The sequence below is a fragment of the Stutzerimonas stutzeri genome, assembly GCF_002909485.1.
GTDB lineage: Bacteria > Pseudomonadota > Gammaproteobacteria > Pseudomonadales > Pseudomonadaceae > Stutzerimonas > Stutzerimonas stutzeri_AH.
Genome location: NZ_PPXG01000002.1, coordinates 123,358 through 137,190, shown reverse-complemented (window position 1 = coordinate 137,190; position 13,833 = coordinate 123,358). Strand labels below are relative to the sequence as shown.

11 protein-coding genes are annotated in these 13,833 nt (G+C 65.1%); 3 read left to right on the top strand and 8 right to left on the bottom strand.

Annotated features, from left to right (window positions below):
• Window positions 1-16: 16 nt before the first annotated feature.
• The 3 genes from CXK91_RS04200 (at window position 17) to CXK91_RS04190 (ending at window position 2,764) form a co-directional block, all read left to right on the top strand.
• The gene (locus tag CXK91_RS04200; protein ID WP_103455106.1) at window positions 17-676 is read left to right on the top strand and encodes a response regulator; all 660 of its coding nucleotides are present in this window, start codon (window positions 17-19) and stop codon (window positions 674-676) included.
• The gene (locus tag CXK91_RS04195) at window positions 670-2,091 is read left to right on the top strand and encodes an ATP-binding protein (protein WP_065983052.1); all 1,422 of its coding nucleotides are present in this window, start codon (window positions 670-672) and stop codon (window positions 2,089-2,091) included. Before CXK91_RS04200 ends, CXK91_RS04195 begins: the two co-directional genes overlap by 7 nt.
• A 121-nt stretch (window positions 2,092-2,212) precedes the next feature.
• Window positions 2,213-2,764 (top strand): cytochrome b, encoded by a 552-nt coding sequence (locus tag CXK91_RS04190; protein WP_023445707.1) that lies wholly within the window; start codon window positions 2,213-2,215, stop codon window positions 2,762-2,764.
• Window positions 2,765-2,819: 55 nt separating this feature from the next.
• Here the strand turns inward: CXK91_RS04190 and glp are convergent, their stop codons facing one another.
• The 8 genes from glp to CXK91_RS04150 all read right to left on the bottom strand — a co-directional run bounded on the left by glp (window position 2,820) and on the right by CXK91_RS04150 (window position 13,825).
• Window positions 2,820-4,052 (bottom strand): gephyrin-like molybdotransferase Glp, encoded by a 1,233-nt coding sequence (glp, locus tag CXK91_RS04185; protein ID WP_103455105.1) that lies wholly within the window; start codon window positions 4,050-4,052, stop codon window positions 2,820-2,822.
• Window positions 4,049-4,594: a molybdenum cofactor biosynthesis protein B gene (gene moaB / locus CXK91_RS04180; protein ID WP_014821507.1), complete on the bottom strand. Its 546-nt coding sequence runs from the start codon at window positions 4,592-4,594 to the stop codon at window positions 4,049-4,051. The genes glp and moaB overlap by 4 nt, the downstream gene beginning before the upstream one ends.
• A gap of 244 nt (window positions 4,595-4,838) precedes the next feature.
• The gene (gene moaA, locus CXK91_RS04175; RefSeq protein ID WP_041015009.1) at window positions 4,839-5,828 is read right to left on the bottom strand and encodes a GTP 3',8-cyclase MoaA; all 990 of its coding nucleotides are present in this window, start codon (window positions 5,826-5,828) and stop codon (window positions 4,839-4,841) included.
• A 108-nt stretch (window positions 5,829-5,936) separates the two neighbouring features.
• Window positions 5,937-6,896 (bottom strand): peptidylprolyl isomerase, encoded by a 960-nt coding sequence (locus CXK91_RS04170; protein ID WP_103455104.1) that lies wholly within the window; start codon window positions 6,894-6,896, stop codon window positions 5,937-5,939.
• A gap of 81 nt (window positions 6,897-6,977) precedes the next feature.
• Complete coding sequence (gene narI / locus CXK91_RS04165; protein ID WP_003281657.1) at window positions 6,978-7,769, bottom strand: respiratory nitrate reductase subunit gamma; 792 nt, start codon at window positions 7,767-7,769, stop codon at window positions 6,978-6,980.
• Window positions 7,762-8,517: a nitrate reductase molybdenum cofactor assembly chaperone gene (gene narJ / locus CXK91_RS04160; protein ID WP_041014930.1), complete on the bottom strand. Its 756-nt coding sequence runs from the start codon at window positions 8,515-8,517 to the stop codon at window positions 7,762-7,764. Before narJ ends, narI begins: the two co-directional genes overlap by 8 nt.
• Window positions 8,518-8,520: 3 nt before the next feature.
• Window positions 8,521-10,059 carry a nitrate reductase subunit beta gene (gene narH, locus CXK91_RS04155; protein WP_103455103.1) on the bottom strand — a complete coding sequence of 513 codons (1,539 nt, stop codon included), beginning with the start codon at window positions 10,057-10,059 and terminating at the stop codon, window positions 8,521-8,523.
• 10 nt (window positions 10,060-10,069) lie between these two features.
• Window positions 10,070-13,825 carry a nitrate reductase subunit alpha gene (locus CXK91_RS04150; RefSeq protein WP_103455102.1) on the bottom strand — a complete coding sequence of 1,252 codons (3,756 nt, stop codon included), beginning with the start codon at window positions 13,823-13,825 and terminating at the stop codon, window positions 10,070-10,072.
• Window positions 13,826-13,833 lie beyond the last annotated feature (8 nt).

The following is a 13,833-nucleotide window of genomic DNA, read 5'->3' as shown; positions in this document are numbered from 1 at the left end:
GGACGACAGGAACGACATGCGCATTTTGCTGGTGGAAGACGATCGCGCCCTCGGCGAGGGCATCCGCACCGCACTCAAGCCCGAGGGCTACACGGTGGACTGGCTGCAGGACGGCGCCAGCGCGCTGCATGCGCTGAGCCACGAGAGCTTCGAGCTGGCCATCCTCGACCTCGGTCTGCCGCGTATGGACGGTCTGGAAGTGCTCAAGCGCCTGCGCGCCAGCGCCAACCCGATCCCGGTGCTGGTACTCACCGCGCGCGATGCCACCAGCGACCGCATCGCCGGGCTGGATGCCGGCGCCGACGACTACCTGGTCAAGCCGTTCGACGTCGCCGAACTCAAGGCCCGCCTGCGCGCTCTGCTCCGGCGCAGCTTCAATCGCCCTGAGCCGGTACTGGAGTACCGCGGCATCCTGCTCGACCCGGTCAATCAGCAGGTCAGTTACCAGGGCACCCCAATCAATCTGCCGCGCAAGGAGTTCGTCTTGCTGCATGAGCTGATCGCCCAGCCCGGCCGCGTACTGACCCGCGATCGGCTGCAGCAGGTGCTCTACGGCTGGGACGAAGAAGTCGAGAGCAACACGCTGGAGGTGCATATCCATCACCTGCGCAAGAAATTCTTCCCCGAACTGATCCGCACCGTACGTGGGGTCGGCTATCTGGTGGACAAATGCTGAGGCGCTCTATCCGCAACCGCACCCTGGTGCTGGTGCTCGGCATCCTGCTGCTGTCGCTGAGCCTGATTTCCTGGCGCAGTTATCGCGACGCGCGCCACGAGATCGAGGAGCTGTTCGACGCCCAACTGGCGCACAGTGCTCGACTGGTGCAGGGGCTGGTGATGCGCGACATGAATCCGCAGGCCCGCAATGCGCTGCAGCAGGCGCTGGACGCCGCGGTGAATGCGCGGCGCGATCAGGGCGTGCCGGGGCACGACTACGAAACCAAGCTGGGCTTTCAGGTCTACGCCACGGATGGCAGCAGCCTGTTGCAGTCAGCCGGCGCGCCGCACGGCGCCTTGCAGCGGCTGGCCGGCGCCGACTCCGCCTCACCCTTCAGCCATCTGAGCGGCGGCTATCACGACGTGCAGCTCGACGGCCATGCCTGGCGGCTGTTCCTGCTGCACGACCGCGAGGACGATCTGTGGATTCTGCTCAGCGAGCGCGGCGACGTACGCGGCGAGCTGGTCGGCAAGATCGCCCGGCGCAGCCTGCTGCCCGACCTCATCGGCCTGCCGCTGCTGGCACTGCTGATCTGGCTGGCGGTGGGCTGGGGTCTGCGCCCACTGGCGCACATGGCACAGCTGTTGAAGAGTCGCGATCCGGACAACCTCGCGCCACTGCTGCTCGCGCCGCTGCCGCAGGAGCTGGAGCCGGTGGCCGCCTCGCTGAATCGCCTGCTGCAGCAGGTCAATCAACTGGTCGAGCGGGAAAAACGCTTCATCGCCGACGCCGCCCATGAGCTGCGCACGCCCCTGGCCGTACTGCGCATCCATGCGCAGAACGCGCAACAGGCCGAGCAGCCGGAGGACCGTGAAGCCGCGCTGCAGCAACTGCTGACCGGCGTCGATCGCACCACCCGCGTGGTCACCCAGCTGCTCACGCTCGCTCGCCTGGAACCCAATGCGCAGCCGCGGCATCCACAGCAGCTGGACCTGCTGCCGCTGTGCCGCGAATGCCTCGCCGAGCTGACGCCCCTGGCCCTGGCGCGCGATCAGGAACTGACGCTGGAAGCTGACGACGTGGCCGATCACAGGCTTCCCGGCGATGCCGCCGCGCTCGCCACGCTGCTGCAGAATCTGGTCGGCAATGCCCTGCAGTACACGCCCGATGGCGGGCAGATTCAGGTCAGCCTCCAGACCATGGAAAACGGCGTCAGCCTGCGCGTAGATGACAGCGGTCCGGGCGTGCCGGCAGCGCAGCGCGACAAACTGTTCGAGCGCTTCTATCGCCAGGGCGACGGCCAGGGCGCGGGGCTCGGCCTGGCCATCGTCGCACGCATCGCCGAACTGCACGGCGCGACCATCGAACTGGCGGACTCACCGCTCGGCGGGCTGCAGGTCGCCGTGCACCTGCCCCGCCAGCCACACCACTAGCCCAGACCGACCCGCGGCGAGCTGCCGCGACCGCCCGCCGCAGACGCAACGGGCATTCGCTAAGGTTCGCTTAAGGCTGGCGCCCTAGACTGCCGACATTCCCCTACTCGGAGTGTGTGAAATGACTGCATCGAACCCTCTGGCACGCTACGGTCGCCTGAGCATTGCCCTGCACTGGCTGATGCTGCTGTTGATCGCAGCGGTCTACGCGACCATCGAACTCAAGGGCAATTTCGCCAAGGGCAGTGAACCGCGCGAACTGCTCAAACACTGGCATTTCATGCTCGGCCTAACGGTTTTTGCACTGGTCTGGCTGCGCCTGGTTGCGCGCTGGCTGCATCCCGCACCCAAAGCGGTCGCTGGGGCCGGCTGGGAACGCGCGCTGGCCAAGCTGATGCACCTGGCGCTGTACGGACTGATGATTGGCCTGCCGCTGCTCGGCTGGCTGACCCTGAGCGCGGCGGACAAGCCGATTCCCTTCTTCGGCCTTGAGCTGCCGGCGCTGATCGGCGCCAACAAGGAGCTGGCCGGCGAGTTCAAGGAGCTGCATGAAACACTGGCGGTGGCCGGCTACTGGCTGATCGGCCTGCACGCGGCGGCGGCCTTGTTCCACCAATACGTGCGCCGCGACGGCACCCTGTTGCGCATGCTGCCGCAGCGCCACCAGGCCTGAGACGCAGACACGACAACGCCCGGTCGACTCATCATCGACCGGGCGTTTTCATGGGTCAGCCGAGCAGTTCGCTGAACGGCAGATACTCCACCATCTCACCCTCTTCCAGCGTGCGGTTGCGCTCGACGATGGCCAGGCCTTCGGCCCAGCTCGCTGAGGTCAGCATCGCCGAGCCCTGCCGTGGGTGCAGGCACACGCGCATCTCGCCATCGACCTGCTCCAGCCGCGCGCGCAGGTACTGGCGGCGGTTGTTCGGCTTGCGCCAGGCGAAGCCCGCAGTCAGGCGCAGCGGCTTGGGCAGCACCTCGGTGCAACCCTGGGCACTGAGCAGGAACGGCCGCGCCACCACCAGCGAGGTGATCAGCGCCGCAGCCGGATTGCCGGGCAGGCCGATCCACGGTTTGCCATTGACCTCGCCAAACGCCAGCGGCTTGCCCGGCTGGATCGCCAGACGCCACATGTGCAGCTCGCCCAGTTCGCGAATGGCCTGCTTGAGATGATCCTCCTCGCCGACCGAGACGCCACCGGAGGTGATCAGCATGTCCCATTCGGAGGCGGCCAACGCCAGGGCGTCACGGCTGGCGGCCAGTTCGTCGACGAGGATTTCGTAGTCGTGAACCTCCATTCCGAGGCTGCGCAGCACGCTGAGCAGACAGTAGCGATTGGAGTTGTAGATCTGCCCGGGCGCCAGCGGCTCGCCGGGTTCGCGCAATTCGTTGCCGCTGGAGAGCAAACCGATGCGCAGGCGCCGATAGACCGCGACGCGGGCCACGCCAAAGCTCGCCAGCAGGCCGATCTCCTGCGGGCGCAGACGCTTGCCGGCCTGCAGCACGGGGGCGCCAGCCTGTAGTTCCTCGCCCTGACGGCGTACGTGGGCACCCTGGGTGACACCGGGGAAATGCACGCGGTCAGCCTCGATCTGGCAATCCTCCTGCGCCACCACGGTATCGGCGCCCGGCGGCAGCGGTGCGCCGGTGAAGATGCGCACGGCGTGGCCGGCAGGCAGTTGCTGGTCGGCGGCATCACCAGCGGCGATGCGCCCGGCCAGCGGCAGCCAGCCGCCTTCCGCCGGCAGATCGGCAGCGCGCAGGGCGTAGCCGTCCATCGCGCTGTTGTCCCAGGCCGGCACCGGGAAGGGTGCGTCGAGCGATTCGGCCAGCACCCGGCCAAGAGCATCGGACAAGGCGACGTGTTCCACCGGCGGCAGCGCCGGCACCCGCGCCAGCAGTTCGCCGATGGCCTCGTCGACCGGCTTCAGGCCGCTGGTGTCGCAGCCACAGGCGCTCATGAGCGTGGCCCGCAGTATTCGACCGCGGAAGCCTTGAGGTGCGGCACGAAGTTGCAGGGCTTGGTGCGGCTGTCCAGCTGTTCGACGAGGATCTTGTTCCAGGCGGTACGGCAGGCGTTGGTCGAGCCCGGCAGGCAGCAGACCAGGGTGCCGTTGCTCATGCCGGCCAGCGCGCGGGACTGCACGGTGGAGGTGCCGATCTCGCCCAGCGAAACGTAGCGGAACAGCTCGCCGAAGCCGTCGACGTCTTTGTCCAGCAGCGGCTGTACCGCCTGAGGAGTGTTGTCGCGGGCGGTGAAACCAGTGCCGCCGGTGATCAGCACCACCTGCACATTTTCGCTGGCAATCCAGCTGCAGACGCGGGCGCGGATCTGCCAGATATCGTCCTTGACGATGGCCCGTTCGGCCAGGGTATGGCCGGCGCTCTGCAGGCCGTCGATCAGCGCCTGGCCGGAGGTATCGGAATCGATGTTGCGGGTGTCGCTCACCGTGAGCACCGCAATGCTCAGGGGTTGGAATTCGGTGTTGGACAGGTGAGCCATGGCTCGAAACTCCCTTGAAGATGTGTGCGCAGGCTGCACCGGCGCCGTATGCGAACCCATTCCCCATTGGAGGTATGTCCGCGCGGCACGGGTGCCATGAGGTCTGACAACGCTGCAGGCAATTGCGCGACCTGGCTCTGCGACAAGGCCCGGCTGCGGCAGCTGGGCATGTGGGTCAAACCGGCGATGCCGGTCGATGGTAGCGAATTAGACGGTTGACTCGTAGCCCATGCCGGCACCCGCCTCAACCGCCGCTGGCATTCATGAAGCGCAACACCTGAACCTCGCCGCTGCTGGAGAATTCATGGCGCAGCGGTTTGCGTTGCAGCGCGGCGTGGATGGCGTCGATCACCGGCTGGTCGCTGGTCGGATGGCGGCGCAGCAACGCACGCAGGTCGATGGAGTTCTCGTGACCCAGGCACAGCAGCAGGCGCCCTTCCACCGTCAGCCGCACGCGGTTGCAGGTAGCGCAAAAGTTGTGGGAATGCGGTGAGATGAAGCCAATGCGCGTCTGCGGATGCTCAGGCAGGCGCACGTAACGCGCCGGGCCGCCACTCTGCTCGGCCGAATCGATCAGCGCATGGCGCTCAGCGATCAGCGCCTTGACCTCGTCACTGGAGCAGAAACTCTCGCCGCGCGAACGACCGACGTCGCCCAGCGGCATTTCCTCGATGAAGCTCAGGTCGAGCCCACCGGCGATGGCGAAGTCCACCAGGTCGGCGACTTCCTCGGCGTTGCGGCCCTTCATCACCACGGCATTGAGCTTGATCCGCTCGAAGCCGGCATCGCGCGCCGCGTCGATGCCGTCGAGCACCTGCTGCAGCTGACCGGTGCGGGTGATGGCGTGGAATTTGGCGGCATCCAGGCTATCCAGGCTGATGTTCAACCGCTTGACCCCAGCGCGCGCCAGCGGTGCTGCAAGCTTGACCAGCTGCGAGCCATTGGTGGTCATCACCAGTTCGCGCAGGCCGGGCAAGGCCGCGATGCGCTCGCAGAGACCGACGATGCCCTGGCGTACCAGCGGCTCGCCACCGGTGAGGCGAATCTTCTTCACCCCCAAGCCGACGAAGATGCGCGCGATGCGCTCCAACTCCTCCAGACCGAGCACCTGCTGGCGCGGCAGGAAGGTCATGTCCTCGGCCATGCAGTAGACGCAGCGGAAGTCGCAACGGTCGGTCACCGACATGCGCAGGTAGTCGATCTGGCGGTTGTGGGCATCGCGTAATTGAGTCATCGATAACACCTCTGAAGCCTCGTAGGGTGGATGACGTTTTTCATCCACCATGGCCCTGCTCGGTGGATGGGTGAAGCGTCATCCACGCGACGCAGAGCCAAGCCGCCGTTATTGCATCAGTGGCGTTTCGGCGCCCTGCATGAGGATGCCTTCGATGTTCGCCGCACCCACCATGTTCTGCAGGTACTGGCTGACGCCAATCTGCCAGACACGCTGGTTGAGCTCGGCACGAATCGAACCGGCGACCACCTCGTAGGGCAGCTGCTCGCCTTCGATGCGCTGGTCGACGAACACCAGGTGGTAGCCGTAGCGGCTCTCCAGCGGTTGCTGGCACAGGCCGACCGGCAGGCGGAACAGCTGGCGCTCGAACTCCGGCACCGTCTGACCCTTGCTGATCTGGCCCAGCGCACCGCCCTGTGCTTTCGACGGGCAGGCCGAATGCTGCAGCGCCAGCTCGGCGAAGCGTTGCGGGGCGGCCTGCAGTTGGCCGATCAACTGCAGCGCCTGTTCGCGCGCCAGGCTGCGCGCCTCGGCATCATCCGCCGGGCAGGCCAGCAGAATGTGCCGCGCGGCCAGCAACGGCGCGCTGAAGAAGCGCTGCTGATTGCCGCTGTAGTACTGCCGGCAGGCCGCCTCGTCCGCCAGCGGCAGCGGCACTTCCTGCTCGATCAGCGTGCGGGTGGCCGCCTCTTCCTCGCTTTCGCCCGCCTCGGCGCGCACCACCAGCCCCAGTTCACCAATGCGCTGCTGCAGCAGCTCGCGCAGCACCAGCGCCTGGGTCGCCAGGTAGACGGCCTCTTCGCGGCTTTCCGCCGGGTGGTACTGCAATTCCTGAGCGATGGCCTGGGAGGCAATCGCCACCCCATTGACCCGCACCCGCGGCCATTCCTGTTCGCTGCTGGCAATCAGCAGCGGTTCACCGGACGCCTGCTCGGCAGCCGGCTCGCGGTCTTCCTCGTGCGGCAGCTCCTCGAACAGAGGGGCATCTACCGGCACTTCGATTTCCGGACGCGCGCCGCCACCGCAGCCGCCGCTTCCACCTGTGCTACCACCGCATCCACAACCCATGATGATTACCTCGATAAGACGCTTGAACCTTCGATCCGATCGGCCAGGACGGCTGACGCACGGGGCGTCAGCCGGCAAGGGTCATACCGGGGTCTTGCTCTTTGCCGTGGCAGGCACAGCGGTCGGCACTGCGGTTTCGCGGGCCGGGGCTTCGTAGGTGCGCGGGCGCTGCGGGCGCGGCACGCTCGGCTTGACGCCCTTCTGGCGGACGATCTGGTAGCGCCGGCCCAGGTACCACACCGGCGCACTGACGATGTGCACCAGGCGGGTGAAGGGGAACAGCACGAACAGGGTCATACCGAGGAACACGTGCAGCTTGTAGATCACGCTGACCGACTCGATGGCGCCTGCGGCCTTGACCGGCTGCAGGGTGACCAGGCTCTGCGCCCATGTGCCCAGCAACACCATCACCGAGCCGTCCAGGTGGCCAGTGGAGGCGACGATGGTCAGCAGCCCCAGCACCAGCTGCGCCAGCAGCACGAAGAGGATCATGATGTCGCTGGTGTTGGACGTGGCACGCACACGAGCGTCGGTCAGACGACGATGGATCAGCATCACCAGGCCGATCAGGCAGAGGATGCCGAAGAAGCCGCCGGACACCATCGCCACGATCTGCTTCTGGCCGCTGGTGATGAACGAGTGGTACAGCGCCTCGGGCATCAGCAGGCCGACGAAGTGACCGGCCAGGATGAAGATGATGCCGACGTGGAACAGGTTGCTCGCCAGGCGCATGCGGTTGTTCGACAGCATCTGGCTGGAACCGGCCTTCCAGCTGTACTGCGACAGGTCGAAGCGCGCCCAGCTACCGATCAGGCAGATGGCCAGCGCGATGTAGGGGTAGACCCCGAACAGCAGGAAATTGAAGTTAGACATTGCGCACCTCCTGGGCGAGCGCGGCGGCCTGCCCGTCATGCTTGAAATCGGTCCAGTGCAGCGGCACCGGGCTTTCCTCGCGAGCCTTGCCCGGCCCGCTCGGCATGGATGGGCAGCGATCCTGCTGCTCGGCCTGGAGGAAGTTGACCTGTTCCTCCTCCCAGATCTTGTCCAGCGCTTCCAGCGAGTCGTCGCGTTCCTCGGCGGCGACCTGCTCCTGCAGGCCGGCCAGGGTTTCCTGCACCGGCTCGCCGGCGATCTGCAGCAGCGCACGGAAGCACGCGGCATGTGGGCTTTCGCGTTCCTGCAGACGCGCCGCCAGCAGGGCCAGCAGGTGCGACACGTCGGCCAGCCCCTCGCGGGCCTCGAGGTCATCGCGGGTGGCGAGGTACTCGAGGTACAGCGGGATGTAGTCCGGCAGCTCGCGTACGCCGATGTCGAAACCGGCCTCGGTGTACTGCGCCATCAGGTCGACCATGGCCTGGCCGCGGTCGCGGGACTCGCCATGCACGTGTTCGAACAGGAGCAGCGACAGTGAACGACCGCGGTCGAACAGGTCGGTGTAACGCTCCTGCACGTCCATCAGGTCGTCTTCGGTCAGCTCGTCGAGCAGGCGGCGCAGCGCGATGCGCTGCTCCGGGCTGATCTCGCGGGCCGCGCCGATGGCCTGGGCCAGTTCGGCATGGCCGTCGCGTAGGTGCTGGTCGGGGTAGTCCAGCAGCAGGGATATCACTTTAAGGATGCGCATGGCTCAGTCCTCCCACAGCTGGACGGTCTTGATGATGTCGCGGCGGTTGGCCTTCTTCGCGCCAAACATGTTGGTGTCCGAGGCGCCCGAGCAGCCGCTGCCGAAGCTGAAGCCGCAACCGGAACGCTCGGCGAAGGCGTCGCTCATGGCCTCTTCGCGGTGCGCGGTCGGGATCACATAGCGGTCTTCGTAGTTGGCAATGGCCAGGTAGCGGTACATGTCCTCCACCTGAGCCACCGACAGACCGACGCTCTCCAGCACCTTGAGGTCCTGCACGCCATCGACCTGCTCGGCGCGCTTGTAGGCACGCATGGCGAGCATGCGCTTGAGCGCCAGCTTGACCGGCTCCTCGTCACCTGCAGTGAGCAGGTTGGCCAGGTAACGCAGCGGGATGCGCAGGCTGTCGACGTCCGGCAGCACGCCGTCCATGCTGACGTGTCCGGCGCTGGCGGCGTTCTGGATCGGCGACAGCGGCGGCACGTACCACACCATCGGCAGCGTGCGGTATTCCGGGTGCAGCGGCAGCGCCAGCTTCCAGTCCACCGCCATCTTGTAGACCGGCGACTTCTGCGCGGCTTCGATCACCGACATCGGTACGCCGTCGTTGAGCGCCTGCTCGATGACCTTCGGATCGAACGGATCGAGGAAGATCTCCAGCTGCTTGGCGTACAGGTCCTGCTCGTTGACGGTGCTGGCCACTTCATGGATGCGGTCGGCGTCGTACAGCAGCACGCCGAGGTAGCGGATGCGGCCCACGCAGGTCTCGGCGCAGACGGTCGGCATGCCGGCCTCGATGCGCGGGAAGCAGAAGATGCACTTCTCGGATTTGCCGCTCTTCCAGTTGAAGTAGATCTTCTTGTACGGGCAGCCGCTGATGCACATGCGCCAGCCGCGGCACTTCTCCTGGTCGATGAGGACGATGCCGTCCTCCTCGCGCTTGTAGATCGCACCGCTCGGGCAGGACGCCGCGCAGGTCGGGTTCAGGCAGTGCTCGCACAGGCGCGGCAGGTACATCATGAAGGTGTTTTCGTACTGCCCGTAGATGTCCGCCTGGATCTTGTCGAAGTTCTTGTCCTTGCGACGCTTGGCGAACTCGGTACCGAGAATTTCTTCCCAGTTCGGGCCCCACTCGATCTTCTCCATGCGCTGGCCGGAGATCAGCGAGCGCGGGCGTGCCACCGGCTGGTGCTCGGAGATCGGCGCGGTATGCAGGTTCTGGTAGTCGAAGTCGAACGGCTCGTAGTAGTCGTCGATGGTCGGCAGGTCCGGGTTGGCGAAGATGTTCGCCAACACGCGGAATTTGCCACCGATGCGCGGGTTGATGGTGCCGTCGCCGTTGCGCACCCAGCCGCCCTTCCACTTGTCCTGGTTCTCCCACTCTTTCGGGTAGCCGATGCCAGGCTTGCTCTCGACGTTGTTGAACCAGGCGTATTCCATGCCTTCGCGGCTGGTCCAGACGTTCTTGCAGGTGATCGAGCAGGTGTGGCAGCCGATGCACTTGTCCAGGTTCAGGACCATGCCCACTTGTGAACGAATCTTCATGGCCTATTCCTCAGATGTCTTGCGGCAGGGGTTGCGGCAGGTCGTTGCCGTTCGGGCCGTCGAGCCAGTCGACCTTGGCCATCTTGCGTACCACGACGAACTCGTCGCGGTTGCAACCCACGGTGCCGTAGTAGTTGAAGCCATACGCCTGTTGGGCATAGCCGCCGATCATGTGGGTGGGCTTGAGCACCACGCGGGTCACCGAGTTGTGGTGGCCGCCGCGAGTTTTGGTGGTCTCGCTGCCGGGCACGTTCACGATGCGTTCCTGGGCGTGGTACATCATCACCATGCCTTCCATCACGCGCTGGCTGACCACCGCACGGGCAGTCAGGGCGCCGTTGGCGTTGAAGCACTCGATCCAGTCGTTGTCCTCGATGCCGGCCTTCTTGGCGTCGACTTCGGACATCCACACGATCGGGCCGCCGCGGCTCAGGGTGAGCATGATCAGGTTGTCCGAGTAGGTGCTGTGGATGCCCCACTTCTGGTGCGGAGTGATCCAGTTGAGGACGATCTCGGTATTGCCGTTGCTCTTCTTGCCCTTCACGTAATCGATGGTGCGGGTGTTGATCGGCGGCCGGTAGCTCATCATCTGCTCACCGAAGGCCTGCATCCACGGGTGATCCTGGAAGAACTGCTGGCGACCGGTGATGGTGCGCCATGGGATGAACTCGTGGACGTTGGTGTAGCCGGCGTTGTACGACACATGCTCGTCTTCCAGGCCTGACCAGGTCGGGCTGGAGATGATCTTGCGCGGCTGGGCCTGGATATCACGGAAGCGGATCGCCTCGTGCTCCTTGGGCAGCGCCAGGTGGCTGTGATCGCGGCCGGTGAACTCGGACAACGCAGCCCAAGCCTTGAGCGCCACATGGCCATTGGTTTCCGGGGCCAGGCTGAGAATCACCTCGCAGGCATCGATGGCCGACTCGATCTGCGGACGCCCCTTGCTGACGCCCTCGTCGCGCACCTTGTAGTTCAGCTCGCCAAGGAAATCGACTTCATCCTGGGTGTTCCAGTTGATGCCCTTGCCACCATTGCCGAGCTTGTCGAGCAGCGGGCCGAGGGAGCTGAACTTCTTGTAGGTGGCCGGATAGTCACGCTCGACCACCGTCATGTTCGGGCAGTTCTTGCCCGGTTGCGGATCTGTGCCTGCGGTTTTCCAGTCGGTGCCGCCGAACGGCTGGGCCAGTTCGCCGGGGCTGTCGTGGAGCAGCGGCACGGTGACCAGATCTTTTTCCACACCCAGATGACCTTCAGCCATCTTCGAAAAGGCCTTGGCGATGCCCTTGTAGATTTCCCAGTCGGAGCGCGATTCCCAGGCCGGGTCGATAGCCGCGGACAGGGGGTGGATGAAGGGGTGCATGTCCGAGGTGTTCATGTCGTCCTTCTCGTACCAGGTCGCGGTCGGCAGAACGATGTCGGAATACACGCAGGTCGAGGACATGCGGAAGTCGAGGGTGGTGACCAAGTCGAGCTTGCCGATGGCGCCGTCGTCCTGCCATTCGGCTTCGAGCGGCTTGAAGCCGTCGCGCTTGCCGAGGTCCTCGTTCATCACGCCGTTCTTGGTACCCAGCAGGTACTTGAGCATGTACTCGTGGCCCTTGCCCGAGCTGCCCAGCAGGTTGGAGCGCCAGATGAACATGTTGCGCGGGAAGTTATCCGGATTGTCCGGCTGCTCGCAGGCGAATTTCAGCGACCCGTCCTTGAGCGATTGGGTGACGTAGTCAACCGGCGACATGCCAGCCGCTTCGGCATCGCGGCAGACTTGCAGCGGGTTACGGTTGAGTTGCGGCGCGCTCGGCAGCCAGCCGGCACGTTCGGCGCGGATGTTGTAGTCGAGCATGTGCTCGGGGAACTGCGACTTGTCGGCCAACGGCGAGAGCACTTCGTGAATGCTCATCTTCTCGTGGCGCCACTGCGAACTGTGGTTGTAGAAGAAGCTGGTGCCGTTCATCTGGCGCGGCGGACGGCTCCAGTCGAGGCCGAAGGCCAGTGGCAGCCAGCCGCACTGCGGACGCAGCTTTTCCTGACCGACGTAGTGAGCCCAGCCGCCACCGGTCTGACCTACGCAACCGCACAACATCAGCATGTTGATCAGGCCGCGGTAGTTCATGTCCATGTGGTACCAGTGGTTCATCGCCGCACCGACGATGATCATGGAACGGCCATGGGTCTTGTCGGCGTTGTCGGCGAATTCACGGGCGATCTGGATCGCCTTCTCGCGGGACACGCCGGTGATGATTTCCTGCCAAGCCGGGGTGCCGGGCACGCTGGCGTCGTCGTAGCTGGAGGCGACGTTGGCGCCACCCAGACCACGGTCGATACCGAAGTTGGCCGCCATCAGGTCGAATACAGTGGCGACCTTGGTGGTGCTGCCATCGGCCAGGGTGATGGTGCGCACTGGTACACGGCGCAGCTGGATGCTCTCGCCTTCTGCGTGCTGGAAGTGTTCGTGGAGGATGCCGCCAAAGTACGGGAAGGCGACCTCGGCAGTCTCGCCACCATCGATCTGGGTCAGGCTCAGGTCAACATCGCGGCCGTCACGGCCTTCGCGGGCTTCGATGTTCCACTTGCCCTTCTCGCCCCAGCGATAGCCAATCGAGCCCAGCGGCGAGACCAGCTCGCCCGTGCTGCCGTCGACGGCGATGGTTTTCCACTCGGGGTTGTTTTCCTGGCCAAGGTTGTCAGCCAGGTCCGAGGCACGCAGGAAGCGATCGGCGATGTAGCTGCCATCCTTCTCGTTCAGGCGCACCAGTACCGGCAGATCGGTGTAGCGCTTGGCGTAGTCGCGGAAGTAAGCGCTGGGCTTCTCGAGGTGGAATTCCTTGAAGATGACGTGACCGAAGGCCTGGGCCAGCGCGGCATCGGTGCCCTGCTTGGGGTTGAGCCAGAGGTCGGTGAGTTTGGCGACTTCGGCGTAGTCCGGGGTGATGGCGACAGTCTTGGTGCCCTTGTAGCGGACTTCGGTGAAGAAGTGCGCATCGGGGGTACGGGTCTGCGGGACGTTGGAGCCCCAGGCGATGATGTAGTTGGAGTTGTACCAGTCGGCCGACTCCGGCACGTCGGTCTGCTCGCCCCACACTTGCGGAGATGCGGGAGGCAGGTCGCAGTACCAGTCGTAGAACGACAGACACACGCCACCGATCAGCGACAGGTAACGGCTACCGGCAGCGTAGGAAACCATGGACATGGCCGGGATCGGCGAGAAGCCCACGACACGGTCCGGGCCGTACTGCTTGACGGTGTAAACGTTGGCTGCAGCGATGATCTCGTTGACTTCTTCCCAGCTGGAACGGATGAAGCCGCCCATGCCGCGCTTGCTCTTGTAGGACTCGGCCTTGGCCTTGTCCTCGACGATGCTGGCCCAGGCGTCCACGGGGCTCATGCTGCGCCGCGCATCTCGCCACAGCTTGAGCAGCGGCTTGCGCACCTTCGGGTATTTCAGACGGTTGGCGCTATAGATGTACCAGCTGTAGCTGGCGCCACGCGGGCAGCCACGCGGCTCGTGGTTGGGCAGGTCGTTGCGGGTACGCGGGTAGTCGGTCTGCTGGGTTTCCCAGGTGATCAGGCCGTTCTTGACGTAGATTTTCCAGGAGCAGGAACCGGTGCAATTCACCCCGTGGGTGGACCGCACGATCTTGTCGTACTGCCAACGGGAGCGGTACACGTTCTCCCAGTCGCGGGATTCGATGCGGGTTTCGCCATGACCATCGGCGAACTCGCCTTGCTTCCTGTTGAAGAAGCGCAGTTGATCGAGCAAGTGGCTCATTGTTTTCT

Bases quoted from the DNA above. Each gene is read 5' to 3' on its own strand.
- CXK91_RS04200 (WP_103455106.1), top strand. From the start codon at position 17: ATGCGCATTTTGCTGGTGGAAGACGATCGCGCCCTCGGCGAGGGCATC.
- CXK91_RS04195 (WP_065983052.1), top strand. From the start codon at position 670: ATGCTGAGGCGCTCTATCCGCAACCGCACCCTGGTGCTGGTGCTCGGC.
- CXK91_RS04190 (WP_023445707.1), top strand. From the start codon at position 2,213: ATGACTGCATCGAACCCTCTGGCACGCTACGGTCGCCTGAGCATTGCC.
- glp (WP_103455105.1), bottom strand. From the start codon at position 4,052: ATGAGCGCCTGTGGCTGCGACACCAGCGGCCTGAAGCCGGTCGACGAG.
- moaB (WP_014821507.1), bottom strand. From the start codon at position 4,594: ATGGCTCACCTGTCCAACACCGAATTCCAACCCCTGAGCATTGCGGTG.
- moaA (WP_041015009.1), bottom strand. From the start codon at position 5,828: ATGACTCAATTACGCGATGCCCACAACCGCCAGATCGACTACCTGCGC.
- CXK91_RS04170 (WP_103455104.1), bottom strand. From the start codon at position 6,896: ATGGGTTGTGGATGCGGTGGTAGCACAGGTGGAAGCGGCGGCTGCGGT.
- narI (WP_003281657.1), bottom strand. From the start codon at position 7,769: ATGTCTAACTTCAATTTCCTGCTGTTCGGGGTCTACCCCTACATCGCG.
- narJ (WP_041014930.1), bottom strand. From the start codon at position 8,517: ATGCGCATCCTTAAAGTGATATCCCTGCTGCTGGACTACCCCGACCAG.
- narH (WP_103455103.1), bottom strand. From the start codon at position 10,059: ATGAAGATTCGTTCACAAGTGGGCATGGTCCTGAACCTGGACAAGTGC.
- CXK91_RS04150 (WP_103455102.1), bottom strand. From the start codon at position 13,825: ATGAGCCACTTGCTCGATCAACTGCGCTTCTTCAACAGGAAGCAAGGC.